The sequence below is a fragment of the Streptomyces sp. NPDC029151 genome (assembly GCF_055564315.1).
Genome location: NZ_JBVHWQ010000017.1, coordinates 37,610 through 63,818, shown reverse-complemented (window position 1 = coordinate 63,818; position 26,209 = coordinate 37,610). Strand labels below are relative to the sequence as shown.

The window sequence follows — 26,209 nt, the reverse complement described above, 5'->3', positions numbered from 1 at the left end:
CCCCCAGGTGGCTTGCGCGGCGGGCCGGTCAGCGCAGCTGGGGCAGCACCTCGGCGCCCAGGCGCCGCAGGTTCTCCTCCGTGGCCGCGAGGTCGCCCGAGCCTTCCGTGAGGAGGGCGAAGCGGGAGATGCCGGTCCGCTCCGAGGTGGCCGCGAGCCGGTCGGCGGCCAGCCGCGGGGTGCCCACCGGGTGCAGTCCGCAGAGCAGTTCGGTGTAGGCGTACGGGTCGCGCATCGAGCGCGCCCGTCCGTCCACCGTCACATGGGCCCCGAGTCCCTGCCGCAGCCAGCCCGGCATCGCCTTCGTCAGCGTCTCCACCGCGTCCGTGCGCCGGTCGGCGAGCTGGCAGACCCCGGCCGAGACGTGGGCGGCGCCCTCGATCTCCTCGGCCGGCCGGCCCGCCGCCCGGGCGCAGTGCCGCCACAGCGCGACCATCTCGGCCTTCTCCTCGTCCCCGACGTGCATGCCGAGCAGCATCGGCAGCCCGCGCTCTGCGGCCAGCCGTACGCTCGCCGGCGAGGTGCAGGCGAGGACGACCTCCGGGCCGGGGCTCTCCGTCAGGGCCTCCGAGGGGCGGGGGACGACCGGCACCTCGCGGAAGGAGTACCGCTCTCCGGAGGCCGCCACCGACGGCTCGCCGAGCCAGCGCAACAGCAGATCGAGCGACTCCGGGAACCCGTGTTCGTACGCCTCGAGGCCCGCGCCGAACACCTCCAGGTCCACCCAGGGGCCGCCCCGCCCGACGCCCAGGGTGAACCGGCCGCCGCTGGTGATGTGGAGCAGCGCGGCCTGCTCGCCGAGGGCCACCGGGTGGGCCGTGGGCAGTACGCTGACCGCTGTACCGACCCGGATGCGGCGGGTGCGGCCGAGCAGCAGCGCGGCCAGGGTCACCGCGGACGGGCATGTGCCGTACGGCACGAAGTGGTGCTCGGCGAGCCAGACGGCGTCCAGCCCGGACTGCTCGGCGACCTCCGCCGAGCGGACCGCCCGGTGCAGGGCTTCCCCGGGACCCTGGCCCGGGAACTGGGCCGCCAGCACAAAACTTCCTACGTGCATCGCATTTCCTGCTTCCTTGGCTCCGACCGGGAGCTCCCCCACCCGGCATAACCGTCTGACACGTGCCCAGGACACGGCCTGCCCGGAAGGATTTGCGGATTGTCTGCAGAATGGGTCGCCCAGGAGGGGGACTTGGGCGGGTTGGTTCCTTACGCGTATCCGACGCGTACCCCACACGGCGGCGCGTAGGCTGGATGGAGCCCGTGCTCCCCGTACAGCCCCGAGAGGTGTCCCGTGTCCCCGCGCCGCAACCGACCGAAGGCAGCCGGATCACCGGGCCGGAGCGCCGAGGACGACCGCGCCGGCCGGTACGGCGGCTGGCAGTCGACGGAGAGCTGGCAGGGCGAGGAATGGAGCGTGCGCCATGTCGCCGGGGCCGGCGCGCAGGGCAAGACCTACCGCTGCCCGGGCTGCGACCAGCTGATCCCGTCCGGCGTCCCGCACGTGGTGGCGTGGCCGGAGCACGCGGGCGTCGACGACCGCCGGCACTGGCACAAGGCCTGCTGGAACGCGAAGGACCGCCGCACCACGCGGGTGCAGCGGTCCCGTAACGCGCCGAGGTTCTGAGCCGGCCCCCCGAGGGCCGTTACGGCTACACGTCCCGGCTCTGGAGCAGCGCGTACGCGCCCGCGTACACCGCCGCCGTCACACCGAGGATGATCCACAGCGGGTCCCAGCCGGACGGGCCGGATTCGCTGAGGGAGTTGGCGTAGAAGACGCTGAGCTGGTTCGGGATCGAGTACTCGAACAGCCACTCACGGAGCTTGTTCAGCGACTCCGAGACCATGAAGAGGGCCAGCACCAGCGGGGCGAGCACCACGCCGATCATGATGGTGATGGCGCCCGCGGAGTGCCGGATGACCGAGCCGATGAGCAGCGAGAGCAGGCCGAGCAGCGCGATGTAGAGGCTGATGCCGACGGTGGCCTTCAGCCAGTCCTCGCCGGTGGGCGTGCGGGCGCCGGTGCTCTCCAGCATCGACGCCTGCACCATGGCCACGAAGCCGGACGTGACCAGGGTGAAGACGAAGGCGACGGCGAAGAACACGATCGACTTGGCGGCGAGCACCCGGGCCCGGCTGGGGCACGCGGTCATCGTCGTACGGATCATGCCGGTGCCGTACTCCGAGGCCGTGGTCAGCACGCCGAGCGTGATGATGCAGATGCTGCCGAGCAGCAGGCCGAAGAAGCCGAAGGAGAGCGGGTTCTCGCCGGACAGGCTGGCGGAGTCGGAGTTGGACTCGACCAGGGCGCCGGCCAGCAGGCCGATACCGACGACGAGCAGCACGAACACGCCGAGCGTCCACATCGTGGAGCGCACCGACTTGATCTTCGTCCACTCGGAGGCCAGCGCGTGCCCGAGGTGGGTGCGCACGACCGGGATGGGCGAGGTGTAGCCGGGGTACGAGCCGCCGGGCGCCGCCTGCCAGGCGGGCGCGGCGGCCGGGGCCTGCGGCATCGGGGGCTGGTGGGTGCTCATCGGGCGTCCTCGGGCTGGGTCGGGTCGGCGGGGGCGGGAGCCGCGGCGGCGGGGGCGGCCGGGGCCGTGGCGGGGGCCGGGGGAGCGGCGGCGGGCGCGGGCGGCGCCTCCTTCGTCAGGGCCGGCGGCTGCGCCGGAGCGGCGGCGGGGACCTGCGCGGGCTGCGGTGCCTGCTGTGCCTGCTGTGCCTGCGCGGGCGGCTGAGCCGGTGCCGCCGGCTGGGCGTACGGGTTGGCCGCCCCCGCCGGGCCCCCGGGCGCCGTGCCCGGTGCCGTACCCGGGGCGCCGCCGTAGAGCCCCCCGGGCGGCGGCGGGGCGTACCAGCCGGGCTGGCCCTGGCCGGGGACCGGCATGGGCGGCTGGGCGCCGGCCGGCAGCGGCTGCTGGAGGCCCGCCTTCTGGTCGACGGTCGAGCGGTAGTCCACGGCGCCCTGCGTCATCCGCATGTACGCCTCCTCCAGCGAGGCCTGGTGCGGGGACAGCTCCCACAGCCGGACGTCCGCCTCGTGCGCGAGGTCGCTGATGCGGGGCAGCGGCAGCCCGGTCACCCGGAGCGCGCCGTCCTGCTCGGGCAGGACGTGCCCGCCGGCCTCGGTGAGCGCGGAGGTCAGCTTCTCGCGCAGTTGCGGCTCGGTGTCGGGGGTGCGCACCCGGGCGAAGTCGGCCGAGTTGGCCGAGATGAAGTCCTTCACGCTCATGTCGGCCAGCAGCTGTCCGCGCCCGATCACGATCAGGTGGTCGGCGGTCAGCGCCATCTCGCTCATCAGGTGGGAGGAGACGAAGACGGTACGGCCCTCGGCCGCGAGGGCCCTCATCAGGTTGCGGACCCAGAGGATGCCCTCGGGGTCGAGGCCGTTGACCGGCTCGTCGAAGAGCAGCACCTGGGGGTCGCCGAGCAGCGCGGCGGCGATGCCGAGGCGCTGGCCCATGCCGAGGGAGAAGCCCTTGGAGCGCTTGCGGGCGACGTCCTGGAGACCGACGACACCGAGCACCTCGTCCACACGCCGGGCCGGGATGCCCGACAGCTGGGCGAGGCTCAGCAGGTGGTTGCGGGCGCTCCGGCCGCCGTGCACGGCCTTGGCGTCCAGCAGCGCGCCGACCTGGCGGGGGGCGTTGGGCAGGTTGCGGTACGGGTAGCCGCCGATGGTGACCGACCCGGACGTGGGGTTGTCCAGCCCGAGGATCATCCGCATCGTGGTGGACTTGCCCGAGCCGTTCGGCCCGAGGAAGCCGGTCACGGCGCCTGGCCGCACCTGGAAGGAAAGGTTGTACACGGCGGTCTTGTCGCCGTAGCGCTTGGTCAGGCCGACAGCCTCGATCATGCTCCGCACCCATCGAAAGGTTCAGGACAGCGGGGCACACGCCCCCGTAAGGGTTAGGAGGATATCGAGGCGCTGACGGTTCCGCCCAAAAGAAAGTAAAGCCAGAGGATGACGGAACGTGTCGCTCCTGCCTACTGGGCGTCCCGGCGCCTGAGGAGGACGTAGCCGCCCGCGAGCGCGGCGAGCACCCACAGCGCCATGATCCCGAGCCCGGCCCAGGGGCCGTAGGGCGTGTCGTCGCCCACCCGCGGGACCACCCGCATGATCCGGCTGCCGGCCTGGTCGGGCAGGAACCGCCCGATCTTCTTGGTCGCCTCGACGTTGCCGAGGATGTTCGAGACCAGGAAGAAGAACGGCATCAGGATGCCGAGGGAGAGCATCGGCGAGCGCAGCATCGCGGCGACCCCCATGGAGAACGCCGCGATCAGCGCCATGTACAGCCCGCCGCCGACGACCGCCCGCAGCACCCCGGGGTCGCCGAGGGCGGCCCGGTGGGAGCCGAGCATCGCCTGGCCGAGGAAGAACGCCGCGAAGCCCGTCACCATGCCGACGGCGAGCGCGAGCGCCGTGGCCACCGCGACCTTGCCGAACAGGAAGGCGCCGCGCCGCGGCACGGCGGCCAGGGAGACCCGGATCATGCCGGTGCTGTACTCGGTGGAGACGACCAGCACCCCGAACACGATCATCGCGAGCTGGCCCAGGGTCATGCCCGCGAAACTGATCACCGTGGGATCGAAGGAGAGCCGTTCCCGTGCGGGCATGTTCGCGAACTGACTGTTCGTGAGCGCGGAGACCAGCATCCCGACGGCGACGGTGACCACCACGGCCAGTGACAGCGTCCACACCGTGGATGCCACCGACCGGATCTTGGTCCACTCGGACCGGATGACCTGTACGGCCGCCATGATTCTCAGGCTCCCTTCCAGCCGGCGTCCCGGCCACGCGGGACCGCGGCGGGTCCGGTGCGCGCGTGGTACTCCACGGCCTCGGCCGTCAGCTGCATGAACGCCTCCTCCAGCGAGGCCTGCCGCGGGCTCAGCTCGTGCAGCACGAGTCCGTGCCGCGCGGCCAGCTCACCGATCTGCCCGGCCTTGTCGCCCTCCACCTCCAGCGCCTCGCCGCCCGCCTCCACGACGGTGATCCCCGCCTGGTGCAGCACGTCGAGGAGCCGCTCGCGCTGCGGTGAGCGGATCCGCACGTACGACCGCGCGTTCGCCCGGATGAAGTCGGCCATCGAGGTGTCCGCGAGCAGCCGCCCCTGCCCGATGACCACCAGGTGATCGGCCGTCAGCGCCATCTCGCTCATCAGGTGGCTGGAGACGAACACCGTGCGGCCCTGCGCCGCCAGCGACTTCATCAGGTTCCGGATCCAGTGGATGCCCTCCGGGTCCAGCCCGTTCCCCGGCTCGTCGAACATCACGATCCGCGGGTCGCCGAGCAGCGCGGCGGCGATCCCGAGCCGCTGCCCCATGCCGTACGAGAACCCCTTGGCCTTCTTCCGCGCCACCGCGGTCAGCCCGACGGTCTCCAGCACCTCGGCGACCCGGCCGGCCGGGATGCCGTTGCTCTGGGCGAGGCACAGCAGGTGGTGGTAGGCGCTCCGGCCGCCGTGCACGGCCTTCGCGTCCAGCAGCGCGCCGATGCACGTCAGCGGGTCCCTGAGCCGGGCGTAGTGCGTGCCGTCGATGCGGACGTCGCCGGCCGTGGGGTGGTCGAGCCCGAGGATCATCCGCATGGTGGTGGACTTCCCGGCGCCGTTGGGTCCCAGGAACCCCGTCACGACGCCCGGTCTCACGGTGAAGGTCAGTCGGTCGACCGCCACCTTGTCGCCGTACCGCTTGGTCAGCCCCTCCAGCTCGATCATGCGGCCACGCTAGGACGGGCTCGGGGCGGCTGCCACTCGAGCCGCCACCCGAGGGGGCGCGGTGTGCAGCCTCCCTGAACGGCGCGAGGGGCGCCGGGGGCGGAGCACGGCCGGGGGAGACGGTGGGCCGGGACGGCAGGCCGCGTACGGGGTGGCGCGGGGCGCCGGCGGGGCTCGCGGTGGTGGCCTTCGGTGCGGCGGCCGGGCTCGCGGTGGCGTCCCTCGTCCTGTGCTGGACGTCCGTCCCGGACGGCACCGCCCCCACGCTCCTCCTGGCGTTCGCGCTCGCCTCCGCCGGCTGCCTCGCCCGCCTGCTCACCATCGGCAGGTTCACCGACCGGCGCCCCGGCAAGGCCGAGGACCACCAGCCGTCGAGCGCCCGGGCCGAGGACGGGGGCCCCACTGCGTTAGCGACGGCGAAGGGGCGGCGGGACCGGGTCCCACCGCCCCCCGGCGGTCGTACGACTGCCCGGACCTACCGGGACTGCTGGGCCGGAACGCCCCGGGAGATCGGCTCGTCGTCCGTGGACGTGCCGGCCGCGGCCACCGCGGCACCGGTCAGCGTGGCCAGCATCTCGCGGACGTTCGTCAGCTGGGCGTTGATGGAGTCGCGGCGGTTGGTCAGCGCCGCCAGCTCGCGCTCGGATTCCGAACGGATCCGGTCGGCCTTGGCGTTGGCGTCCGCAACGATGTCCTCGGCCTGGCGCTGGGCGGTCTCCACCGTCTGGCGGGCGCGGCGCTCGGCGTCGGTGCGCAGCTTCTCGGCCTCCAGGCGCAGCTGCTCGGCCCGGTGCTCGATCTCGGCGAGCCGCTTCTCGGCCTTCTGCTGACGCGAGGCCAGGTCGCGCTCGGACTGCTCACGGCGCTTGGCCAGGTTGGTCTCGAAGTCGGCGGCGGCCTGCGCGGCCTTGGCGCGGGTCTCCTCGAAGAGGGCGTCCGCCTCCTCGCGCTTGGACTGCGCGTCCTTCTGCGCCTCGGTGCGCAGCTGGGCCGCGTCCGCCTTGGCCTTCTCGACGATCCGGACGCCCTCGTCCTCGGCCTTGGCCTTGCGCTCGGCCGCGTAGGACTCGGCGTCGTTGCGGACCTGCTGGGCTGCCGACTCGGCGAGGTCGCGGTGCTGCTCGGCCGCCCGCCGGGCCTCCTCACGCAGCTCCTTGGCCTCTTCCTCGGCCAGCCGCAGGATCTTCTCGACCCGCGCGCCGAGACCCGCGTACGACGGCTCGGCATCCGTGATCTGGGCCTGGGCGTTCTGCGTTTCGAGGTGCAGTTCCTCGATGCGCTTCTCCAGGGCGGTGATGCGGGTGAGAGCGCTGTCACGGTCGGAGACGAGCTTGGAGATACGTTCGTCCACCTGAGCGCGGTCGTATCCACGCCGCACAAGCTCAAAGCCGTAGGGGGAAGTGTCGCTCATGGGGTTCCTGTCGAATGAGACCGGTGAGTGAGGTGATAAGGGGAATCCTAGGGGCCGAAGCGGTGTGTCATCGAGCGGATACGGTTTTGATCTGGAGAATGGCACCCCTTTTGAGTGGCTGACCGTCGGACGGCTTGCCAAGGAGTCGGGCAAAGCCCCCAGAAGACAACGGAACCTACCCCGTGCGCTAGCTCTCTGACGACTTGCCACCCGAACGGGGGGCGCCCACCGAGGCGCCCGCCTTGACCCCGCCGTCCTTGCCGGACCCGGGCGCCTCGAAGGACTCCAGCGCCTCCAGGACGTCCTGGACCCGGGAGATCTCGGCGTTGATGTCCTCGCGCCGGCGCACCAGGATCTCCAGCTCCCGCTTGCCCTCCTCGACCGTCCGCCGGGCCTCGCGGATCGCCTCCGCCTTCAGCTCCTCGGCCTCCTTGATCAGGCTGGCCTTCTTCTGCTCGGCCTCCTTGAGCAGGCCCTCCGCCTTCTTCACGGCGGCGATCCGTACCTTGCCCGCCTCCGAACCGGCGTCCGAGACCAGCTCCTTCGCCTTCGCCTCGGCCTTCGCCAGCTGCTCCTCGGCGGCCTTGATGAGCGCGTCGCAGCGGTCGCCGGTGGACTTCATCGTCTCGGCGGCCTCGCGGCGGGCCCGCTCGTGCAGCTCCTCGATCTCGCTGGTGATGCGGTCGCGCAGCTCCTCCGCGCGCTGCCGGATCGCGGTGGCGTCCCGGCGGGCGCCGACCAGGAGCTCGTCCGCGTCCGTGCGCGCCTTCTCCACCAGCGAGTTGCCCTCGATGGTGGCCTCGGAGACGATCCGCTCCGCCTCGCTGCGGGCCGCGCCGACCATCGTGTCGGCCTGCGACTCGGCGTCCGCGGTGGTCTTCAGCGCCTGCTTCTGCGCCTCGGTGAGCAGCTTGTCGGCCTCCGCCGTGGTCTCCGTGATGAGCTTGTCGACCTGCTCGGCCGCCTCCGAACGCCGCTTGTTGGCGTCCTTGCGGGCCTCGTCCAGGGTCCGCTCGGCCTCCTCGCGCGCGGAGCCGACGAGCCGCTCGGCCTCCGCCTCCGCGTCCGTCCTGGCGCGTTCCGCCTCGGCCCGCAGCCGCTCGGCGTGCGCCTGTGCGGAACCGACCGTCTCCGCGGCCTCCGCGCGCAGCCGCTCGGCCTCGTCGGTGGCCTCGGCGAGCAGCTGCTCGGCACCCGCGAGCGCCTCGGCACGCACCCGGTCGGCCTCGGCGACGGTCTCGGTCTGGAGCCGTTCGGCCTCGTTGCGGGCCTCGGTGATGAGGGTGTCGGCCTGGGTGGCCGCGTCGGAACGGATGCGGTTGGCGTCCTCGCGGGCCTCCGCGCGGGTACGCGTCGCCGCCTCGTTGGCCTCGGTGAGCGTCTCCGACGCCTCCGCGCGGATCCGCTCCGCCTCGGCGGCGGTCTCCGCCTGGAGCCGCTCCGCCTCCGCGAGCGCCTCCGTGCGCACCCGGTCGGCCTCGGCGACGGTCTCGGTCTGGAGCCGTTCGGCCTCGTTGCGGGCCTCGGTGATGAGGGTGTCGGCCTGGGTGGCCGCGTCCGAGCGGATGCGGTTGGCGTCCTCGCGGGCGTCCGCACGGGTACGGGCCGCCGCCTGGTCCGCCTCGGCCAGCGCGTCCGACGCCTCGGTGCGCACCCGCTGGGCGTAGTCGCCGGCGTCCGCGCGCAGCCGTTCGGCCTCCGCGATGGCCTCCGCCATCGTCCGCTCGGCCAGCGCCTTGGCGGCCTCCGACTCCTCGTCCGCCTCGCGCCGGATCCGGGTGGCGTCCTCGCCGGCCCGCTCCCGCTCCGCGTAGGCGTCGGCGCGGACCCGGTCCGCCTCCTCCTCGGCCTCCCGCTTCGCGCGCTCCGCCGCGTGCTCGGCGGCCGAACGCAGCCCGGCGATCTCCTCCTGCGCCTGCTCGTGCAGCCCGGCGACGGAGTCGCGGACCTGCTGCGCGTGCTGCTCGGCGGCGGTGACCATCTCGGTGGCCCGCCGGTCGGCCTCCTCCACCAGCCGGGTGGCCTCGGCCTGCGCCTCCTCCACCCGCTTGCGGGCGGACGCCAGCAGCTCCTCGCTCTGCTCCCGGGCCCGCTGACGCTCCTGGCCGGCCTCCTCGCGGGCCGCGCCGAGGAGCTCCTCGGCCTCGCGGCGGCGCCGGGCGGCCTCCTCCTGCGCGGCGGCCAGCGTCTCGGACGCCTCCGCCCCGAGCCGCTCGGCGGCGGCCTGCGCCTCCGCGCGCACCCGGTCGGCGGTGTCCTGCGCCTCCGCCTTCAGCCGCTCGGCCTCGGCGGCGGCCTCGGACCGCAGCCGTACGGCGACGGCCTCGCCCTCGGCGCGGGAGGCGGACGCGTCGGACGCGGCCTCGTCGCGCAGCCGCTCGGCCTCGGCCTCGGCCTGCTGCTGGAGCGTACGGATCCGCTCGGCGGACTCCGCGCGCAGCCGCTCGGTCTCCTCGGCGGCCTCCTTGCGGATCCGGGCGGCCGCCTCCCGGGCGTCGGTCAGCGCCTGCTCGGCCGAGGCCAGCCGCTCCTGCGCCTCCGTCTGCAGCCGCGCCAGCTCCTCGGCGGCCTCGGCACGGCGGGCCTCGACGGCCTTCTCGGTCTCCTCGCGCAGCTCCCGCGCGGCCTTCTCGGCGTCCGCGGCGACCGTCTCGGCCTGCTCGGCGGCCTCGGCGCGCAGCCGCTCGGCCTCCTTGCGGGTGCGCTCCAGGGTCTCCTCGGCCTGCCGGCGCAGGCTCGTGGCGCGCTCGATGGCCTCGGTGCGGACCTTCTCGCTGTCGGCGGTCGCGCTCTGCCGCAGCTCGTCGGCGTCCGCCTTGGCCTTCGCCAGCAGCTCCTCGGCGGACTTGGCCGCCTCCTCGATCTGCGCCACCGCCTCCCGGCGGGCCTCCGCACGGATCGACTCGCCCTCGGCGACCGCGTCGGCGCGCAGCTGCTCGGCCTCGCCGCGCAGCCGGCGGGCCTCCTCCTGCAGCTCGACCGTCTTGGCGCGGTACTCCTTGGTGTCGTCCTTGGCCGCGCCCTTGAGCTGCTCGGCGATGTCGTGCGCCTCGGCGCGCAGCCGGTCCGCCTCGGTCTCGGCCTCCGAGCGGATCCGCTCGGCCTCCTCGGCGGCGGCCCTGGTGGTCTTCCGGGCGTCCTCGGACGCCTTGTTGAGGACCTCCTCGGCGGTCCTGGCCGCCTTGGACAGCTGGGTGGCCGTCTCCTCGGCGGTGATCGTGCGGGCCTTCTCGGCGGCCTCGGCGACGATCTTCTCGGCCTCGGCCCGGGCATCCGCGACCAGCTGCTCGGCCTCGGACCTGGTGTGCTCGGCGTCCTTGGTGGCCTCCTCGACCAGCCGGGCGACCTGCTCCTTGGCGGTGCGCGTGCGGGTCTCGTTGGCGGCCTCGGCGCCGGCGAGGGCCTTGGCGGCGGCCTCCTTCGCCTCGGTGACCACCTTCTCGGCCTCGGCCTGCGCCTTGCGCAGCGCCTCCTCGGCCGCGGTCATCCGCTCCTCGGCGGCCCGGCTCAGTTCGGCGGCCTGCCGGCGGGCCGCGTCCGACTCGGTGACCGTCGCCGTGCGCAGCTGCTCGGCGTGCTCGGTGGCCTCCTGGGCCTGCGTGGAGGCCGCGTTCAGCAGCCGCTCGGCGTCCGTGCGGGCCCGGCGCAGGATCTGCTCGGCCTCCGCGCGCGCCGACTCGGCCTCGCTCTGCAGCCGCTCCCGGGCCTCCCGGGTCAGCCGCTCGGCCTCCGCGCGGGCGGCGGCCATCGCCTGCTCGGCCTCCGCGCGGGACTCCTCCAGCAGCCGGCGAGCCTGCTGCTCCGTCCGGGCGCGCAGCTGCTCCGCCCAGGCGACGTTCTCGTTGACGTGCGACTCGACGGTGGCGCGGCGCTCGGCCAGCTCCTGGTCGAGCTGCTGGCGCCGGGTCACCGCCTCCTGGTGCAGCTCGGCCTGGAGCCGGGCGGCCTGCTCGGCGTGCTCCTGGAGGATGCGCTGGGTCTGCGCCCGGGCCTGGCTCAGCTCCCGCTCGGCGTCCTGGCGCAGCTGCTCGGCCTGCATCTGGGCGTTGCGGAGCAACTGCTCGGCCTGGTAGCCGATGTCACCCGCGTCGTAGGCGGGCCGGGTCATGAGGGTGCGCCGCGCCTCGTGCAGCTTGGCGCGCAGCACCTCGACCTGGTAGCCGAGGTCCTCGGCGTGCTGGATCGCCTTCTCGCGCTCGGTCCTCAGCCGCTTCATCTCGGCCTCGAACCGAGAGAGGTGGTCGACGTCAGCCGCCGGCTCTCGCTCCTGGCTCTCGTAGCCCCGCACTGCGCGGTCCCATCCGTCCCCTGGTCAGCTTCTCCAACGAGCCTCGTCCTCCGCCGAACGGGGCCCCCGGGGAATGGTGTCAGATCAACGGCGGAGCACGGGCTGCTGCCCCGACGCACGTCCCCCGAAACCCGGACCCCGGCATGCGACCGTCCCCGTTTCGGGGACGATCGCCCCCAACCCTACCGGCCCTTATGTACGGGGGTCAGTGCTCAGGTGACTCAACAGGGGCCGAAGTGACCAGTTCTGTCAGAACACCATGGCAGTCCTTGGGGTGGAGGAAGGTGATCCGCGACCCCATGGAGCCCTTCCGCGGCTCCTCGTAGAGCACCCGGACGCCCTTGCCGCGGATCTCCTCGGAGTCCGCGTCGACGTCCGCCGTGCCGAAGGCGATGTGGTGGACGCCCTCCCCGTTCTTGGCGAGCCACTTGGCGACCGTGGAGTCCTCACGGGTCGGTTCCAGCAGCTGGAGGTAGGAGGCGCCGCCGTCCGAGGTCTCGTTGATCTTGAGCATGGCCTCGCGCACGCCCTGTTCCTCGTTGACCTCGGTGTGGAACACCTCGAAGCCGTACGTGGCCCGGTAGAACTCGACGGTCGCGTCGAGGTCGTGGCAGGCGATCCCGATGTGGTCGATTCGCGTCAGCATGAACTCAGTGCAGCGCTCCGGGGGTGGTTACGCAACGTGCGCGCGATCACACCGGCAGGCCGGTGACGCCGTGTCCAACCGCTCAGTACATTCGAAGTAAACCCTCGTTCACTCCTCGGCTGCGCGGCAGCTGGAAGGGGATCGCACCTCATGTCTTCTGGAACGACCAGCTCGGTGATCGTCGCGGGCGCCCGGACGCCCATGGGGCGGCTGCTGGGCTCGCTCAAGTCCTTCTCCGGAGCCGACCTGGGCGGCTTCGCGATCAAGGCCGCCCTCGACCGTGCGGGGATCGGCGGCGACCAGGTGCAGTACGTGATCATGGGCCAGGTCCTGCAGGCCGGAGCGGGCCAGATCCCGGCCCGCCAGGCCGCCGTCAAGGCCGGCATCCCCATGAACGTCCCGGCGCTCACCATCAACAAGGTGTGTCTCTCCGGCCTCGACGCCATCGCCCTCGCGGACCAGCTGATCCGCGCCGGCGAGTTCGACATCGTCGTCGCGGGCGGCCAGGAGTCCATGACCAACGCCCCGCACCTGCTGCCCAAGTCCCGCGAGGGCTTCAAGTACGGCGCGGTGCAGATGCTCGACGCGATGGCCCACGACGGCCTGACCGACCCGTGGGAGAACATCCCGATGGGCGAGTCCACCGAGAAGCACAACGCCCGCCTCGGCATCAAGCGCCCCGAGCAGGACGAGATCGCCGCGCTGTCCCACCAGCGGGCCGCCGCCGCACAGAAGAACGGCCTGTTCGAGGCCGAGATCACGCCGGTGGAGATCCCGCAGCGCAAGGGCGACCCGGTGCTGTTCAGCAAGGACGAGGGCATCCGCGGCGACACCACCGCGGAGTCCCTGGCCAAGCTCCGCCCGGCCTTCGCCAAGGACGGCACCATCACCGCCGGCACCTCCTCGCAGATCTCCGACGGCGCCGCCGCGGTCGTCGTGATGAGCAAGGCCAAGGCCGAGGAACTGGGCCTGACCTGGCTCGCCGAGATCGGCGCGCACGGCAATGTGGCCGGCCCGGACAACTCGCTGCAGTCCCAGCCGTCCAACGCCATCCGGCACGCCCTGAAGAAGGAGGGGCTGGACGTCTCCGACCTGGACCTCATCGAGATCAACGAGGCCTTCGCCGCCGTCGCCGTGCAGTCAATGAAGGACCTCGGCGTGTCCACGGAAAAGGTGAACGTCAACGGCGGCGCGATCGCGCTGGGCCACCCGATCGGCATGTCCGGCGCCCGGATCGTGCTCCACTTGGCGCTGGAGCTGAAGCGCCGCGGCGGCGGTGTCGGCGCGGCCGCGCTGTGCGGCGGCGGCGGCCAGGGCGACGCCCTGATCGTGCGGGTACCGAAGGCCTGAGACACCGTGGGCCTGGTCCCGGTACCCCAGGCCTGATTCCGGTACGTCGGTGAAGTGAACGGAGCTGTGATGCAGGACGTCTCCTCTCTGGTGGCCCAGGCCAGGGAAGGCCGGCCCCGGGCCGTGGCCCGGCTGATCTCCCTCGTGGAGGGGGCGTCCCCGCAGCTCAGGGAGGTGATGGCGGCGCTCGCGCCGCTCACCGGGAACGCCTATGTGGTCGGCCTGACCGGCTCGCCCGGCGTCGGCAAGTCCACCTCCACTTCCGCCCTGGTCACCGCCTACCGCAAGCAGGGCAGACGGGTCGGCGTCCTGGCCGTCGACCCCTCGTCCCCGTTCTCCGGCGGCGCGCTGCTCGGCGACCGGGTCCGGATGTCGGACCACGCCTCCGACCCCGGCGTCTACATCCGCTCGATGGCCACCCGCGGTCACCTCGGCGGCCTCGCCTGGGCGGCCCCGCAGGCCATCCGGGTGCTGGACGCGGCGGGCTGCGACGTGATCCTGGTCGAGACGGTCGGCGTGGGCCAGTCGGAGGTGGAGATCGCCTCCCAGGCGGACACCAGCGTGGTCCTGCTGGCCCCCGGCATGGGCGACGGCATCCAGGCGGCGAAGGCCGGGATCCTGGAGATCGGCGACGTGTACGTCGTCAACAAGGCCGACCGGGACGGCGCCGACGCCACCGCCCGCGAGCTGAACCACATGCTGGGCCTGGGCGAGGCCCGCGGCCCCGGCGACTGGCGGCCGCCGATCGTGAAGACCGTCGCGGCCCGCGCCGAGGGCGTCGACGAGGTGGTGGAGGCCCTGGAGAAGCACCGGGCCTGGATGGAGGAGCGCGGCGTCCTCGCCGAGCGCCGCAGGGCCCGCGCGGCCCGCGAGGTGGAGACCATCGCCGTCACCGCGCTGCGCGAACGCATCGGCGACCTGCACGGCGACCGCCGCCTCAGCGCCCTCGCCGAGCGGATCGTCGCCGGCGAACTCGACCCGTACCGCGCGGCCGACGAGCTGGTCGCGGGCCTGACACAGGGCTGACCCTGGCCGGTCCGCCGGCGTACTGCTAGCTTGACCGCCATGTTCCTCTCCCAGGCGTAGAGCGCACCCGGGAGCGCGGGGCCGTCGGAAAAGGCCACCGCGCCCTTCGGTGTCCCTCTTTCGCCTCTCCCGGAGGAACCCCCGCGTGTCCACGCACCCCTCGCGGCCCTCGTACGCCGCCGTCCTGCGCGTCCCGCACGCGCGCCGCACCTTCACCGCCGCGCTGGCGGCCCGCCTGTCCTACGGCACCGTCTCCCTCGCCGTCCTGCTGTCCGGCACCCGGGCCACCGGCTCCTGGGCCGTCTCCGGCCTCACGCTGTCCCTGTTCGGGGCGACGACGGTCTTCCTGATGCCGCTGAGGGCCGCCCTGATCGACCGCTCGCACGCCCGGCCCGGCCCGCGCGGGGGGAGGCCGGCCGGCCCGCGCCGGGTCCTGCTGACCATGTCCGTGCTCTACGGCGCCCTGCTGACCGTCCTGGCCGCGCTGACCTGGCGCCCCGGGGCGCCGGCGGCGGCCGTCGCCGCGGCGGCCGCGCTCGCGGGCTGCTGCGCGCCGCCGCTGGGCCCGGTCATGCGCGCCCTGTGGTCCGAACTGGTCGCGGACCGGGCGCTGCTGCAGCGCGCCTACAGCCTGGACGGCGTCGCCGAGGAACTGCTGTACGTCTCCGGCCCCGCCCTCGTCGGCGGGCTCGTGCTCTTCGCCCCGCCCGCCGCCGGCATCCTGCTGAGCGCCGCGCTGAACACGGTCGGCACCCGGGCCTTCGTCACCTCCCCGGCGATGACCGCCCCCCGCCCCGCCGCCCGCGGCGAACGGCGGCAGGCCCCGGTGCGGGGCCTGCTGCCGCCGGTCGCGGTCGCCCTGGCCGTGGGGCTCGCCCTCAGCTCCGTGGAGCTGCTGGTGATGGCGTTCGCCACCGAGCGCTCCTACGATCCCGCCCTGGTCCCCTGGGTGCTGGGCGCGCTCTCGGCGGGCAGCGCGCTGGGCGGTCTGGCCAACGGGGCACTGCGCTGGCGCATGACCGCCCGCGCCCGGCTGTACCGGTTCGCCGCGGCCCTGGGTCTGACCCTGGCGGCGGCGGCGGCCCTGGCCCCCGGCCTGTGGACCCTCACCGGGGTGATGGCCCTCGCGGGCGCGTTCGTCGCTCCCGCCCTGACCACGGCCTACCTCCTGGCCGACGAGTCGGCGACCGAGGCCACCCGCACCCGGGCCGGGGCCTGGGTGAACATGGCGGTCAACACGGGGAGTTCGGGCGGGGCGATGGCGATGGGCCTGCTGATCGGCCGGGTGCCGCTGGGGGCGTGCTTCCTCCTGGCGGGAGGGGTGGCCGTACTGCCCGCCGTGGCCGCGGGCCGCGGGTTCAGGGACGCCCCCGCTGCCCTCTCAGGTGCTCGGCGATCGGCTTGAGCGCCTTGTCGAGTTCCATCAGCGCGTCGGCCGACAGCAGGTCGATGAAGTGCCGCCGGACCGACGACACGTGGTGCGGCGCGACCTTCCGCATCGTCTCCATGCCGTGCTCGGTGAGCACGGCGTAGAGCCCCCGCCGGTCCGACTCGCAGTTCTCCCGGCGCACCAGGTTCGCGTTCTCCATGCGCGTGATCTGGTGCGAGAGCCGGCTCTTGGACTGGAGGGTCGCGGAGGCGAGGTCGCTCATCCGCATCCGTACGTCTTCCGACTCGGACAGGTTCACGAGGATCTCGTAGTCGTTCATTGTCAGGCCGAACGGCTGCAGATCCTTCTCGAGCTGGTACGTCAACAGCCTGTTGACCTCCAGGTGGGTGCGCCAGGCGCACTGCTCCGCATCGGTCAGCCAGCGCGTGGCCGTCTCGGTCTCCATGAATGAAGTCTACCTAAGAAGTTGAATGACGAACTACTTCGGGTGGTGTGACTGTGCGCACGCGTTCGACGTCACACTCCGCAGACTACCGCTCACAGCCCGAAGCGACGCTGGAGGTCTCCCAGCTGTCCGGGAAGGCGCGGTGCACCCGACGATTGCGGACCGTGTCCGCCTGGTGCCGTTCCGCCACCTCCGGGGACCCCGGGTTCGGGCGGAACCGCCCCTGTCGCGGCCTCGGCCATCAGGGTCTCCGTCGACTGCAGCAGGACCGTCCCGGCGCCCGCGAACTCGAACTGGTGCTCCTCCCCGGAGACCCCGCCGAAGCCCGTCATCGCACGTAGACCGCCCAGTACACCCGTCAGGTACCCGTGGTCGTAGTGATGGCACGGGGACGGGCAGTCGGCCCACCCGACGAGCGCCTGAGGGTCGACCCGGACCGGAGGTTCCACGAACACCACCGGACCGTTAGATGCGGCCACGAACTTCCCGGTTCCGATAAGGGTCAGAAAACCCGGCACGATCGATTGCTTCAGCGCGAGACTTGGCTGAAAAGCGAGCAGGTTGCCCGCGCGAATGGTCAAGTTCCCGTCGTCCAGGTCGTAGGAGTTGACGTCGAAGGCCCGGTCGGCCAGCAGCATCTTCCCGGAGCCCTCCGCCACCACCCAGTCGCTCGCGTGCAGTGGTGAATGAAAGGAACTCCGGACAAGTCGGTCGAGTCGCCCGAGTCCGATGCCGTTGAACTCGATCGCCCCGTAGTAGGCGATCATCTTTCCCTTCTGCAGGAACCACTGCCCGCTCTTCAGCTCCACGCAGAAGGTGTAGGGGTTCACGTTGTCGTCGGCCGGCAGGGTCACCGGGTCGTACACGACCGGTCCGGCGCCCGGAGTTCCGTAGGTGCTCACAGCTTCTCCTCCGACGCCTGGACGTAGACCGTGCCGGTGCCGCTCAGCTCCAGCTGGAAGGCCTCGCCGGAGCCCCGGCCGACCATCTCGCGCCAGCCCAGCGCCGTGGACAGCTTGTTGCGGATCTCGCCGTGGTGGGCGACGTAGGCCTGGGGATCGACATGGACCGGGCGCTGCGGGGTGACCGGGATCTCGAAGACTCCGCCGTGCGCCATGACGGCCACCGAGCCGTGCCCCTGGAGGGTCGTGGTGAACAGGCCCTGCCCCGTCACCTGCCCCCGCACCATGCCCATGACGCCGCCCTGCGATCCGAGGAACATCGTGCCCTGCCGCAGCGTGCCCTCGAAGGCGAGCAGCCGGTCCGCCTCGACGCAGAGGGTGTCCCCGGAGAGGGTGATCACATGGACGTGGTGACCGCCGTGCCCGAAGAAGACCGTGCCGCTGCCCTCCACGGTCATCAGCGGGGCCGCCTCGCCGGCCACCCGGCGCCCGATCATGGACATCAGCCCGCCCTGGCCGCCCTGCACGTTGGGCGTGAAGGACACCTCGCCCCGGTAGGCGAGCATCGCCCCGCGCTGGCTGAACAGCCGCTGCCCGGGCGCCACGGTCGCCTCGACCATCTTGGAGTTGATCTCTCGGAAGGTCATCTCACACGTCCCCCGCGATCGTGTTCCGCTCGCTCGGCTGCACGTACACCAGCCCGTCGCCCTCGAAGCGGATCTGGAACGCCTCGCCGCCGCCCTCCCCGAGGAGCGTGCGGAAGGTCACACCGGACTGGAAGGACTGCCGGACATCGCCCTGGTGCGCCACATAGGCGCCCGGGTCCACGATCAGCGGGTACTGCGGGCTGACCCGGAGGACGACCGCCGGGCCGTCGGAGAGGATCGCCGCCTGGCCGTGGCCCTCCCCGGTCGTGGTGAACAGGCCGTTGCCCTGCGAGGCCCCGCGCAGCCCCGTGAACGTCGTGCCCGTTCTCAGCCCCGCGTCCGTCGCCAGCAGGTTGCCCGCCTCGACGCAGAGCCTGTCGCCCTGGAGGCTGACCAGGTTGATCTCGGACGCCCGGTCCGCGAACCAGCAGGTCCCGTGTCCTTTCACCTCCATCACCGTCATCTGTTCGCCGGTGAGCCGCCGGGTCACCATCCCGCGCAGCCCCTCGCCGCCGCCGCTCAGCTTCTTGAAGGCCATCCGCCCGTCGTACGCGACCATCGAGCCGTTCTTCGCCTTGACGGCGTCCCCGGTCATGTCGACGGCGAGCACCTTGCTCCCTTGGAGTCGGAACATCGCCACGCTGCGAACGTAGCCGCCGGGCGGGTGGACGGAACAGGGCCCGTGGGTGGATACCCACCCTGAGCGGACCCCTAGGGACGAGGTTTGCCACAATGGGGGAACGCTTGTGCGTGCGTTCACAAACGACTCTCCCACCGAAGGTGAACCGTGGACCTGAAGACAGCCTCCGCCATCCGCCGCCTGCGCCTGGTCTCCGTGCCGGAGGGCATCTCCTGGATCGTGCTCGCGACGTGCACGGTCATCAAGTACACGGTGGCCTCCGGCTTCGACGTCGCCCCGGTGCTCGGCCCGATCCACGGCGTGCTGTTCGTCCTCTACGTGCTCTTCTGGCTGGACGCGTGGAACCGCACCAAGTGGAACAAGGGCAAGGCCGCCCTCTACTTCGCCTACTCCTTCATCCCCGGCGGCGGGTTCGTCATCGAGCGCGCGCTGCGCCGCGAGGCCGAGGACGCCGTCATCGCCGCCCGCGCCCGCAAGGAAGGGGTCGTGAACGCATGATCGTCGCCTTCTCCGTGACGCCCCTCGGTGTCGGTGAGGACGTGGGGGAGTACGTCGCCGACGCCGTGCGCGTGGTCCGCGAGTCGGGGCTGCCCCACCGCACCGACGCCATGTTCACCTCCGTCGAGGGCGAGTGGGACGAGGTCATGGACGTCGTCAAGCGCGCCGTCGCCGCCGTGGAGGCGCGCGCGCCCCGCGTCTCCCTCGTCCTCAAGGCCGACATCCGGCCCGGCGTGACGGACGGCCTCACCTCGAAGGTCGAGACCGTCGAGCGGTACCTGGCCGGGTAGCCCCGCCCGTCTCCCGCTCCGGCGGCCAACCCCGGTCCTGAGGGCCGGGGTTTTTCCGTTCCGCATGTTTGAGCGATCGCTCAAATAGGTGTACGTTCGGCGCCAGACGATTTGAGCACTCGCTCAAACACCGTGCTGACGTGGGGGAACACATGGGTCTCTACATAGAGACACACATCCGCGCCGACCTGGACGAGCTGTGGGCCCGCACCCAGGACCCGGCCCGCCACCAGCGCTGGGACCTGCGCTTCACCGAGATCGCCTACCTCCCGCGCGCGGAGGACGAGCCCCAGCGCTTCCGGTACGCCACGCGCGTCCTGCCGTTCCTCACGGTCTCCGGCACCGGTGTCGCCGCCGGGGAGAAGGAGCGCCCCGACGGCACCCGCACCTCCGCCCTGCGCTTCGCCTCCCCGCACCCCCTCTCCCTGATCGCCGAGGGCAGCGGCTACTGGCGCTACGTCCCCGACACCCAGGGCGTCCGCTTCCTCACCGGCTACGACTACCGCCCCCGGTGGGGAGCGCCCGGCGCCCTCGCCGACCGCCTGCTGTTCCGCCCGCTCATGGGCTGGGCGACCGCCTGGTCCTTCGACCGGCTCCGGCTCTGGCTGGAGCGGGGCATCAGCCCCGAGCGGGCCCTCGCCCTCCGCGCGCTGCTGCTCGCCGGCTGCCTGGCCGGGCTGCTGCGCGGCTCCCTCCCCGGCCCGCTCGGCCCCCTCGCCGACAGCACGGCCTACCTCTGCCCGCTGCTGCTCGTGGTCGGCGTCTGGTGCGCCCTGTTCAAGGCGCCGCTCGCCGGCACCCCGGCCGCCCGCCGCTGCCTGCGCGCCCCCGCCGGCCACGCCCGCGCGCCGCGCCTCCTGACGACGCTCCAGCCCCTGCCCCCGGAACCCTGGGCGACCTTGGAGAAGAACGCATGACCTCGATCTTCCAGACCGCGATGGGCCCCGACTTCCACCGCCTCCACCCGGCCCTGCGGCGCCGCTTCTCGGTGGGCCTGGACAGCGGCGAGGCCTGCACCGGCCGGGGTGTGATGGACCGGATCTGGCACGGACCGGCGTTCGTGAAGCCGTTCCTCGCCCTCGGCGCCACCCGGAACATCCTGGTCCCCCGGGCCGGCCGCCACGTTCCCTTCGTGATCGAGAACGTGCCCTACGCCGACACCTTCGGGCGTGAGACGGTGAGCTTCGTGCGCACCTTCCACCTCCCCGGCCGCGCCCGCCGCTTCGACGCGCAGATGGTGCTCGGCCCCCGGGGCGACCGCGTCCTCGACTACCTCGGCACCCACCAGCACCTCGCGAGCGACCTCCACTTCCGCGCCGAGCCCGACGGCTCCCTGCTCATCCGCTCCGGTGTCCACCGGTTCCGGGAGGGGCCGGTGGACGTCCGCGTCCCCGAGCTGGTCGGCGCCACGGCCGAGGTGCGGGAGGCGTACGACGAGCGGGCCGGGCGCTTCCGCATCCGGGTCCGGGTGGTGAACCGGTACGTCGGGCCGCTCTTCGGCTACGAGGGCTCCTTCACCGCGTCGTACACCGACGTCCGCGCGCGCGGGGTGCGGCCCGGGCTGCGGCCGGTGCGGGAGGAGGCGCGCGCATGAGCTCGGAGACCGCGAAGGCGCAGGAGACCAAGACCAAGCTGCTGGAGGGGGCGCTGCGGACGCTCACCGAACAGGGCATCGCCAAGACCTCGGCCCGTACGGTGGCGGCGGCGGCCGGCGTCAACCAGGCGCTCGTCTTCTACCACTTCGGATCCGTGGACGAGCTGCTGGCGGCGGCCTGCCGGTACGGCGCGGAGAAGGCCGTGGGCCGCTACCGCGAGCGGCTCGCCGCGGTGGGCTCGCTCTCCGAGCTCCTCGCGGTCGGGCGCGAGATCCACGAGCGCGAGCGGGCCGGGGGACATGTGGCGCTGCTCGGACAGCTGCTGGCCGGCGCGCCGGCCCACCCGGCGCTGGGTCCGGCCACGGCGGCCGGGCTCGACCTGTGGATCACCGAGATCGAGCAGGTGCTCGGGCGGGTGCTCACGGCGACGCCGTTCGGTGAGTTCGCCGACCCGGCGGGGCTGGCGCGGGCCGTGGCGGCGTCCTTCGTAGGGATCGAGCTGTACGAGGGGGTGGACGAGGCGGGGGCGCACGCGGCGCTGGACGCGCTGGAACAGCTGGGCGCGCTGGTGGCCGCGGTGGAGTCCCTGGGGCCCGTCGCCCAGCGGGCCGTCCGCCACCACCTGCGGCGCCGCGGGCGCCCCTGACCGCCCGGGCCCGGCCCCTCGGCGCGCGCCCCCGTGACCGCCCGGGGACCGAAAGGCGAGACGGAGCTGACCGGCATATGACCGGCCGGTAGGGTCTGATGACGTGCCGAAGCCTCTCAGCCTTCCGTTCGACCCCATCGCCCGTGCCGACGAGCTCTGGAAGCAGCGCTGGGGAAACGTGCCGCCCATGGCCGCGATCACCTCGATCATGCGGGCCCAGCAGATCCTGCTCGCCGAGGTGGACGCGGTGGTCAAGCCGTACGGGCTGACGTTCGCCCGCTACGAGGCACTGGTGCTGCTCACCTTCTCCAAGGCCGGCGAGCTGCCGATGTCCAAGATCGGTGAGCGGCTGATGGTGCACCCCACGTCCGTGACGAACACCGTGGACCGGCTGGTGAGGTCGGGCCTGGTCGCCAAGCGGCCCAATCCCAACGACGGGCGCGGCACGCTCGCCGTCATCACCGACAAGGGCCGCGAGGTGGTCGACGCGGCCACCCGCGACCTGATGGCCATGGACTTCGGGCTCGGGGTGTACGACGCGGAGGAGTGCCGGGAGATCTTCGCGATGCTCCGCCCGCTGCGGATCGCGGCACACGACTTCGAGGAGCAGTGACCCCGGGCAAGATCTCCCGGAACGGGTGGTTACGCTCGTCTCCATGAAAAAAAGCGTGCTGACCCGCTACCGCGTCATGGCCTACACCACCGGCGTGCTGCTGGTGCTGCTCTGCCTGGGCATGATCGCGAAGTACGGGCTGGACGTCGACGGTGCCGCCGACTTCACCCGGGTCGTCGCCATCGCCCACGGCTGGCTGTACGTCCTCTACCTGATCTTCGCCTTCGACCTGGGCTCCAAGGCCAGGATGCCGGTCGGCCGCCAGCTGTGGGTGCTGCTCGCGGGGACGATCCCCACCGCCGCCTTCTTCGTGGAGCGGAAGATCAGCCGCGAGCTGGAGGCCCGGGTCGACGGCCAGGCCCCGGCCGTCGCCAAGGTCTAGCGGACACCGCCGTACGGAGCCGTGCGGCGGTCTGCCATCGACATTTACTAGGACGTCCAAGTAAATTCGAAGGTATGGACGCTCACGCCATCGAGGAGGGCCGCCGACGCTGGCAGGCCCGCTACGACGCCGCGCGCAAGCGCGACGCGGACTTCACCACGCTCTCCGGCGACCCCGTGGAGCCGGTGTACGGGCCCCGGCCGGGTGACACGTACGAGGGATTCGAGCGGATCGGCTGGCCCGGGGAGTACCCCTTCACGCGCGGGCTCCATCCGACCGGCTACCGCGGCCGCACCTGGACGATCCGGCAGTTCGCCGGGTTCGGCAACGCCGAGCAGACCAACGAGCGGTACAAGATGATCCTCGCCGCCGGCGGCGGGGGTCTGTCCGTCGCCTTCGACATGCCGACGCTCATGGGGCGCGACTCCGACGATCCCCGTTCGCTCGGCGAGGTCGGGCACTGCGGGGTCGCCATCGACTCGGCCGCCGACATGGAGGTGCTGTTCAAGGACATCCCGCTGGGGGACGTCACCACCTCCATGACGATCAGCGGTCCGGCCGTGCCCGTCTTCTGCATGTACCTGGTCGCCGCCGAGCGGCAGGGCGTCGACCCGGGTGTGCTCAACGGGACCCTCCAGACCGACATCTTCAAGGAGTACATCGCCCAGAAGGAGTGGCTCTTCCAGCCCGAGCCCCACCTGCGGCTGATCGGCGACCTGATGGAGCACTGCGCGGCGGGCATCCCCGCGTACAAGCCGCTGTCCGTCTCCGGCTACCACATCCGCGAGGCCGGGGCCACGGCGGCGCAGGAGCTGGCGTACACGCTCGCGGACGGGTTCGGGTACGTCGAGCTGGGGCTCAGCCGCGGTCTCGACGTCGACGTCTTCGCGCCCGGGCTGTCCTTCTTCTTCGACGCCCACGTCGACTTCTTCGAGGAGATCGCGAAGTTCCGGGCGGCCCGCAGGATCTGGGCCCGCTGGATGCGGGACGTGTACGGGGCGAAGAGCGACAAGGCGCAGTGGCTGCGGTTCCACACGCAGACCGCGGGTGTCTCGCTGACCGCGCAGCAGCCGTACAACAACGTGGTGCGTACGGCGGTGGAGGCGCTGGCCGCCGTGCTCGGCGGGACCAACTCGCTGCACACCAACGCCCTGGACGAGACCCTGGCGCTGCCGAGCGAGCAGGCCGCGGAGATCGCGCTGCGCACGCAGCAGGTGCTGATGGAGGAGACCGGGGTCGCCAACGTGGCCGATCCGCTGGGCGGGTCCTGGTACGTCGAGCAGCTGACGGACCGGATCGAGGCCGACGCGGAGAAGATCTTCGAGCAGATCAAGGAGCGGGGCCTGCGGGCTCACCCGGACGGGCGACACCCGATCGGGCCGATCACGTCCGGGATCCTGCGCGGGATCGAGGACGGCTGGTTCACCGGGGAGATCGCGGAGTCCGCGTTCCGGTACCAGCAGGCGCTGGAGAAGGGCGACAAGCGGGTCGTCGGCGTCAACGTCCACACCGGGTCCGTCACCGGTGACCTGGAGATCCTGCGGGTCAGCCACGAGGTGGAGCGGGAGCAGGTCCGGGTGCTCGCCGAGCGGAAGGCGGCGCGGGACGAGGCGGCGGTCCGGGTGGCGCTGGACGGGATGCTCGCCGCCGCGCGGTCCGGGGCCAACATGATCGAGCCGATGCTGGACGCCGTGCGGGCCGAGGCGACGCTGGGCGAGATCTGCGGCGTGCTGCGGGACGAGTGGGGGGTGTACACGGAGCCCGCCGGTTTCTAGGGGCAGCCCCGGATTCCCGGGCGTCTCCGGGGATTCCCGGGGGCCCGGGTTCCCGGGCGGTTCCCGGACCCCTAGGCGGTTCCGGCGGACGAGGTCAGGCCCAGCAGCAGGACCCGGGTGAAGCCGCGCACCCACTCCTCGTCCGCCGGTTTGCCGCTGACCAGGGTGCGGTGGACCACCGCGCCCGCCACCACGTCGAAGATGAGGTCGCCCGTGCGGGCGGCCTCGGCGGCGTCCGGTTCCGGGGGGAGTTCGCCGCGCCGCTGGGCCCGGGCGCGGCCCGCCAGCACCAGGCGCATCTGCCGGTCCACGATGGAGGCGCGGATGCGTTCGCGCAGCGCGTCGTCGCGGGTGGCCTCGGCCACCACCGCCATCAGGCCGCTCTTGGCCTCCGGGCGGGCCAGGATGGCCGCGAACTGCAGCACGACGCCCTCGATGTCGGCGGCGAGGCTGCCGCGGTCGGGCAGTTCCAGCTCGTCGAAGAGTTCCGCGACGGCGTCCACGACCAGTTCGTTCTTGCCGGCCCAGCGCCGGTAGAGCGTCGTTTTCGCAACCCCGGCCCGGGTGGCGACGTCTCCCAGGGTGAGTTTCGACCAGCCGAGCTCGACCAGAGCCGCGCGGGTCGCGGCCAGGATCGCGGTGTCCGCCGCGGCGCTGCGCGGGCGCCCGGTACGGCTGGCGGGGGTGCGGCTCTGCATTCCTCGACCATAACCGGCGAGATCTGTGCGGTCGTGAGGGAGATCACCGGGGTGCGGTGTCGCGCGGTGCCCTCCGGGTATTACGCTACGGGTCGTAGCGAAAGCTCGTGTGGGACGTACACGGGCGGCAACCGCACGGCGTGGGTGGGGACCCGGCGCCGCACATCGCTTTTTCCATTCAGGCGCGGGATCGGGGGAGGATAGACGCATGCAGCCACGGAACATGTCCATGAGCGGTGTCGTCGACCTCGCCGCGGTCAAGGCGGCCCAGGAGGCCAAGACCAAGGCCGAGCAGGCACGCGCCGAAGCCGCCCGTCAGGGCGGGACGGGGGCCGTCTCCCCGGCCGATCTCGTCATCGACGTCGACGAGGCGGGGTTCGAGCGGGAGATCCTGCAGCGCTCCGCCGAAGTCCCCGTCGTCATCGACTTCTGGGCCGAGTGGTGTCAGCCCTGCAAGCAGCTGAGCCCGGTCCTGGAGCGGCTGGCCGTCGAGTACGACGGACGCTTCCTCCTCGCCAAGATCGATGTCGACGCCAACCCGATGCTGATGCAGCAGTTCGGGATCCAGGGTGTCCCGGCCGTGTTCGCCGTCGTGGCCGGACAGGCCCTGCCGCTGTTCCAGGGGGCGGCCCCCGAACAGCAGATCCGGCAGACCCTGGACCAGCTGGTGCAGGTCGCCGAGCAGCGCTTCGGGCTGACCGGCCTGACCGTCGACCCGGACGCCGAGCCGGGCGGCACCGCGCCGGCCGCGGCGACCGAGGGGCCGTACGACGCGTTGCTGAACGCCGCCGCACAGGCGCTGGACGCCGGCGACCTCGCCGGGGCCGTCCAGGCGTACAAGAACGTGCTGGCCGACGACCCGGCCCACCCGGAGGCCAAGCTCGGCCTGGCCCAGGCCGAGCTGCTCCAGCGGGTGCAGGGCATGGACCCGCAGAAGGTGCGCCGGGAGGCCGCCGAGAAGCCGAAGGACAGCGCGGCGCAGATCGCCGCCGCCGACCTGGACCTGGTGGGCGGGCACGTCGAGGACGCCTTCGGGCGGCTGATCGACACCGTGCAGCGCACGGCGGGCGACGACCGGGACGCCGTACGGCTCCGGCTGCTGGAGCTGTTCGAGGTCGTGGGTCAGGACGATCCGCGGGTGGTGGGCGCGCGCAGGGCGCTCGCGCGGGCCCTGTTCTGACCAGTCGCTAAACGCCCCGGCATGTGATGCCGGGGTGAAAGGTTGGCCGACCAGGCACCACGGCGAC

26 protein-coding genes are annotated in these 26,209 nt (G+C 72.6%); 13 read left to right on the top strand and 13 right to left on the bottom strand.

Going from position 1 to position 26,209, the window contains the following annotated elements:
• Window positions 1–28: 28 nt before the first annotated feature.
• Window positions 29–1,057 (bottom strand): LLM class flavin-dependent oxidoreductase, encoded by a 1,029-nt coding sequence (locus ACZ4VF_RS36800; protein ID WP_467931517.1) that lies wholly within the window; start codon window positions 1,055–1,057, stop codon window positions 29–31.
• 234 nt (window positions 1,058–1,291) lie between these two features.
• Here ACZ4VF_RS36800 and ACZ4VF_RS36795 point away from each other — a divergent pair, with 234 nt between their 5' ends.
• Window positions 1,292–1,624, top strand: coding sequence for an ATP/GTP-binding protein (locus ACZ4VF_RS36795; RefSeq protein WP_467931516.1), 333 nt, complete (start codon window positions 1,292–1,294; stop codon window positions 1,622–1,624).
• Window positions 1,625–1,649: 25 nt separating this feature from the next.
• Here ACZ4VF_RS36795 and ACZ4VF_RS36790 read toward each other — a convergent pair whose 3' ends face one another.
• The 7 genes from ACZ4VF_RS36790 to mce all read right to left on the bottom strand — a co-directional run bounded on the left by ACZ4VF_RS36790 (window position 1,650) and on the right by mce (window position 12,065).
• Window positions 1,650–2,534 (bottom strand): ABC transporter permease, encoded by an 885-nt coding sequence (locus ACZ4VF_RS36790; RefSeq protein ID WP_467931514.1) that lies wholly within the window; start codon window positions 2,532–2,534, stop codon window positions 1,650–1,652.
• The gene (locus ACZ4VF_RS36785; protein ID WP_467931513.1) at window positions 2,531–3,856 is read right to left on the bottom strand and encodes an ABC transporter ATP-binding protein; all 1,326 of its coding nucleotides are present in this window, start codon (window positions 3,854–3,856) and stop codon (window positions 2,531–2,533) included. Before ACZ4VF_RS36785 ends, ACZ4VF_RS36790 begins: the two co-directional genes overlap by 4 nt.
• A gap of 131 nt (window positions 3,857–3,987) precedes the next feature.
• Complete coding sequence (locus tag ACZ4VF_RS36780) at window positions 3,988–4,761, bottom strand: ABC transporter permease (RefSeq protein WP_467931512.1); 774 nt, start codon at window positions 4,759–4,761, stop codon at window positions 3,988–3,990.
• A gap of 5 nt (window positions 4,762–4,766) precedes the next feature.
• Entirely contained in the window at window positions 4,767–5,720 is a 954-nt protein-coding gene (locus ACZ4VF_RS36775; RefSeq protein WP_467931511.1) for an ABC transporter ATP-binding protein, read from the bottom strand.
• Between the two features lie 475 nt (window positions 5,721–6,195).
• Window positions 6,196–7,131 carry a cellulose-binding protein gene (locus ACZ4VF_RS36770; protein WP_467931509.1) on the bottom strand — a complete coding sequence of 312 codons (936 nt, stop codon included), beginning with the start codon at window positions 7,129–7,131 and terminating at the stop codon, window positions 6,196–6,198.
• Between the two features lie 187 nt (window positions 7,132–7,318).
• Entirely contained in the window at window positions 7,319–11,419 is a 4,101-nt protein-coding gene (gene scy, locus ACZ4VF_RS36765; protein ID WP_467931508.1) for a polarized growth protein Scy, read from the bottom strand.
• 205 nt (window positions 11,420–11,624) lie between these two features.
• Window positions 11,625–12,065, bottom strand: coding sequence for a methylmalonyl-CoA epimerase (gene mce, locus ACZ4VF_RS36760; protein ID WP_467931507.1), 441 nt, complete (start codon window positions 12,063–12,065; stop codon window positions 11,625–11,627).
• Window positions 12,066–12,215: 150 nt separating this feature from the next.
• Between mce and ACZ4VF_RS36755 the strand changes: the two genes are divergently transcribed.
• The 3 genes from ACZ4VF_RS36755 (at window position 12,216) to ACZ4VF_RS36745 (ending at window position 15,846) form a co-directional block, all read left to right on the top strand.
• The gene (locus tag ACZ4VF_RS36755) at window positions 12,216–13,415 is read left to right on the top strand and encodes an acetyl-CoA C-acetyltransferase (RefSeq protein WP_467931505.1); all 1,200 of its coding nucleotides are present in this window, start codon (window positions 12,216–12,218) and stop codon (window positions 13,413–13,415) included.
• Between the two features lie 69 nt (window positions 13,416–13,484).
• Window positions 13,485–14,441 (top strand): methylmalonyl Co-A mutase-associated GTPase MeaB, encoded by a 957-nt coding sequence (gene meaB, locus ACZ4VF_RS36750; RefSeq protein ID WP_467931504.1) that lies wholly within the window; start codon window positions 13,485–13,487, stop codon window positions 14,439–14,441.
• A gap of 145 nt (window positions 14,442–14,586) precedes the next feature.
• Entirely contained in the window at window positions 14,587–15,846 is a 1,260-nt protein-coding gene (locus tag ACZ4VF_RS36745) for an MFS transporter (RefSeq protein WP_467931503.1), read from the top strand.
• Here the strand turns inward: ACZ4VF_RS36745 and ACZ4VF_RS36740 are convergent.
• From ACZ4VF_RS36740 to ACZ4VF_RS36725, 4 genes are all read right to left on the bottom strand, one after another.
• Complete coding sequence (locus ACZ4VF_RS36740) at window positions 15,800–16,276, bottom strand: MarR family winged helix-turn-helix transcriptional regulator (protein ID WP_189306123.1); 477 nt, start codon at window positions 16,274–16,276, stop codon at window positions 15,800–15,802. The genes ACZ4VF_RS36745 and ACZ4VF_RS36740 overlap by 47 nt on opposite strands.
• Before the next feature lie 92 nt (window positions 16,277–16,368).
• Window positions 16,369–17,178, bottom strand: coding sequence for an AIM24 family protein (locus ACZ4VF_RS36735; RefSeq protein WP_467931501.1), 810 nt, complete (start codon window positions 17,176–17,178; stop codon window positions 16,369–16,371).
• The gene (locus ACZ4VF_RS36730; RefSeq protein WP_467931500.1) at window positions 17,175–17,825 is read right to left on the bottom strand and encodes an AIM24 family protein; all 651 of its coding nucleotides are present in this window, start codon (window positions 17,823–17,825) and stop codon (window positions 17,175–17,177) included. The genes ACZ4VF_RS36735 and ACZ4VF_RS36730 overlap by 4 nt, the downstream gene beginning before the upstream one ends.
• Before the next feature lies 1 nt (window position 17,826).
• Window positions 17,827–18,459: an AIM24 family protein gene (locus ACZ4VF_RS36725; RefSeq protein WP_467931539.1), complete on the bottom strand. Its 633-nt coding sequence runs from the start codon at window positions 18,457–18,459 to the stop codon at window positions 17,827–17,829.
• Window positions 18,460–18,612: 153 nt separating this feature from the next.
• On the opposite strand from ACZ4VF_RS36725, the gene ACZ4VF_RS36720 reads away from it, so the two are divergent.
• The 8 genes from ACZ4VF_RS36720 (at window position 18,613) to ACZ4VF_RS36685 (ending at window position 24,264) form a co-directional block, all read left to right on the top strand.
• Window positions 18,613–18,963 (top strand): DUF3817 domain-containing protein, encoded by a 351-nt coding sequence (locus ACZ4VF_RS36720; RefSeq protein ID WP_467931499.1) that lies wholly within the window; start codon window positions 18,613–18,615, stop codon window positions 18,961–18,963.
• The gene (locus ACZ4VF_RS36715; protein ID WP_467931497.1) at window positions 18,960–19,253 is read left to right on the top strand and encodes an MTH1187 family thiamine-binding protein; all 294 of its coding nucleotides are present in this window, start codon (window positions 18,960–18,962) and stop codon (window positions 19,251–19,253) included. Before ACZ4VF_RS36720 ends, ACZ4VF_RS36715 begins: the two co-directional genes overlap by 4 nt.
• 152 nt (window positions 19,254–19,405) lie before the next feature.
• Window positions 19,406–20,170 (top strand): hypothetical protein, encoded by a 765-nt coding sequence (locus ACZ4VF_RS36710; protein ID WP_467931496.1) that lies wholly within the window; start codon window positions 19,406–19,408, stop codon window positions 20,168–20,170.
• On the top strand, window positions 20,167–20,847 hold the full coding sequence (locus ACZ4VF_RS36705; protein ID WP_467931495.1) for a DUF4166 domain-containing protein: 681 nt from the start codon (window positions 20,167–20,169) through the stop codon (window positions 20,845–20,847). Before ACZ4VF_RS36710 ends, ACZ4VF_RS36705 begins: the two co-directional genes overlap by 4 nt.
• Window positions 20,844–21,494: a TetR/AcrR family transcriptional regulator gene (locus tag ACZ4VF_RS36700; RefSeq protein ID WP_467931494.1), complete on the top strand. Its 651-nt coding sequence runs from the start codon at window positions 20,844–20,846 to the stop codon at window positions 21,492–21,494. The genes ACZ4VF_RS36705 and ACZ4VF_RS36700 overlap by 4 nt, the downstream gene beginning before the upstream one ends.
• 103 nt (window positions 21,495–21,597) lie before the next feature.
• The gene (locus ACZ4VF_RS36695) at window positions 21,598–22,107 is read left to right on the top strand and encodes a MarR family winged helix-turn-helix transcriptional regulator (protein ID WP_467931492.1); all 510 of its coding nucleotides are present in this window, start codon (window positions 21,598–21,600) and stop codon (window positions 22,105–22,107) included.
• A 43-nt stretch (window positions 22,108–22,150) separates the two neighbouring features.
• The gene (locus ACZ4VF_RS36690) at window positions 22,151–22,489 is read left to right on the top strand and encodes a DUF3817 domain-containing protein (RefSeq protein WP_467931491.1); all 339 of its coding nucleotides are present in this window, start codon (window positions 22,151–22,153) and stop codon (window positions 22,487–22,489) included.
• 74 nt (window positions 22,490–22,563) lie between these two features.
• Entirely contained in the window at window positions 22,564–24,264 is a 1,701-nt protein-coding gene (locus tag ACZ4VF_RS36685) for an acyl-CoA mutase large subunit family protein (RefSeq protein ID WP_467931489.1), read from the top strand.
• Window positions 24,265–24,335: 71 nt separating this feature from the next.
• On the opposite strand, the gene ACZ4VF_RS36680 is transcribed toward ACZ4VF_RS36685, so the two are convergent.
• Window positions 24,336–24,962: a TetR/AcrR family transcriptional regulator gene (locus ACZ4VF_RS36680; RefSeq protein WP_467931488.1), complete on the bottom strand. Its 627-nt coding sequence runs from the start codon at window positions 24,960–24,962 to the stop codon at window positions 24,336–24,338.
• A gap of 208 nt (window positions 24,963–25,170) precedes the next feature.
• Here ACZ4VF_RS36680 and ACZ4VF_RS36675 point away from each other — a divergent pair, with 208 nt between their 5' ends.
• Window positions 25,171–26,142 (top strand): tetratricopeptide repeat protein, encoded by a 972-nt coding sequence (locus ACZ4VF_RS36675; RefSeq protein WP_467931487.1) that lies wholly within the window; start codon window positions 25,171–25,173, stop codon window positions 26,140–26,142.
• The last annotated feature ends 67 nt before the right edge of the window (window positions 26,143–26,209 follow it).

Coding starts and splice junctions, on each gene's coding strand:
- ACZ4VF_RS36770 (WP_467931509.1), bottom strand. CDS start 7,131: ATGAGCGACACTTCCCCCTACGGCTTTGAGCTTGTGCGGCGTGGATAC.
- ACZ4VF_RS36780 (WP_467931512.1), bottom strand. CDS start 4,761: ATGGCGGCCGTACAGGTCATCCGGTCCGAGTGGACCAAGATCCGGTCG.
- meaB (WP_467931504.1), top strand. CDS start 13,485: ATGCAGGACGTCTCCTCTCTGGTGGCCCAGGCCAGGGAAGGCCGGCCC.
- ACZ4VF_RS36740 (WP_189306123.1), bottom strand. CDS start 16,276: ATGGAGACCGAGACGGCCACGCGCTGGCTGACCGATGCGGAGCAGTGC.
- ACZ4VF_RS36800 (WP_467931517.1), bottom strand. CDS start 1,057: ATGCACGTAGGAAGTTTTGTGCTGGCGGCCCAGTTCCCGGGCCAGGGT.
- ACZ4VF_RS36775 (WP_467931511.1), bottom strand. CDS start 5,720: ATGATCGAGCTGGAGGGGCTGACCAAGCGGTACGGCGACAAGGTGGCG.
- ACZ4VF_RS36705 (WP_467931495.1), top strand. CDS start 20,167: ATGACCTCGATCTTCCAGACCGCGATGGGCCCCGACTTCCACCGCCTC.
- mce (WP_467931507.1), bottom strand. CDS start 12,065: ATGCTGACGCGAATCGACCACATCGGGATCGCCTGCCACGACCTCGAC.
- ACZ4VF_RS36700 (WP_467931494.1), top strand. CDS start 20,844: ATGAGCTCGGAGACCGCGAAGGCGCAGGAGACCAAGACCAAGCTGCTG.
- ACZ4VF_RS36685 (WP_467931489.1), top strand. CDS start 22,564: ATGGACGCTCACGCCATCGAGGAGGGCCGCCGACGCTGGCAGGCCCGC.
- ACZ4VF_RS36690 (WP_467931491.1), top strand. CDS start 22,151: ATGAAAAAAAGCGTGCTGACCCGCTACCGCGTCATGGCCTACACCACC.
- ACZ4VF_RS36675 (WP_467931487.1), top strand. CDS start 25,171: ATGCAGCCACGGAACATGTCCATGAGCGGTGTCGTCGACCTCGCCGCG.
- ACZ4VF_RS36755 (WP_467931505.1), top strand. CDS start 12,216: ATGTCTTCTGGAACGACCAGCTCGGTGATCGTCGCGGGCGCCCGGACG.
- ACZ4VF_RS36680 (WP_467931488.1), bottom strand. CDS start 24,962: ATGCAGAGCCGCACCCCCGCCAGCCGTACCGGGCGCCCGCGCAGCGCC.
- ACZ4VF_RS36725 (WP_467931539.1), bottom strand. CDS start 18,459: ATGTTCCGACTCCAAGGGAGCAAGGTGCTCGCCGTCGACATGACCGGG.
- ACZ4VF_RS36710 (WP_467931496.1), top strand. CDS start 19,406: ATGGGTCTCTACATAGAGACACACATCCGCGCCGACCTGGACGAGCTG.
- ACZ4VF_RS36790 (WP_467931514.1), bottom strand. CDS start 2,534: ATGAGCACCCACCAGCCCCCGATGCCGCAGGCCCCGGCCGCCGCGCCC.
- ACZ4VF_RS36715 (WP_467931497.1), top strand. CDS start 18,960: ATGATCGTCGCCTTCTCCGTGACGCCCCTCGGTGTCGGTGAGGACGTG.
- ACZ4VF_RS36785 (WP_467931513.1), bottom strand. CDS start 3,856: ATGATCGAGGCTGTCGGCCTGACCAAGCGCTACGGCGACAAGACCGCC.
- ACZ4VF_RS36730 (WP_467931500.1), bottom strand. CDS start 17,825: ATGACCTTCCGAGAGATCAACTCCAAGATGGTCGAGGCGACCGTGGCG.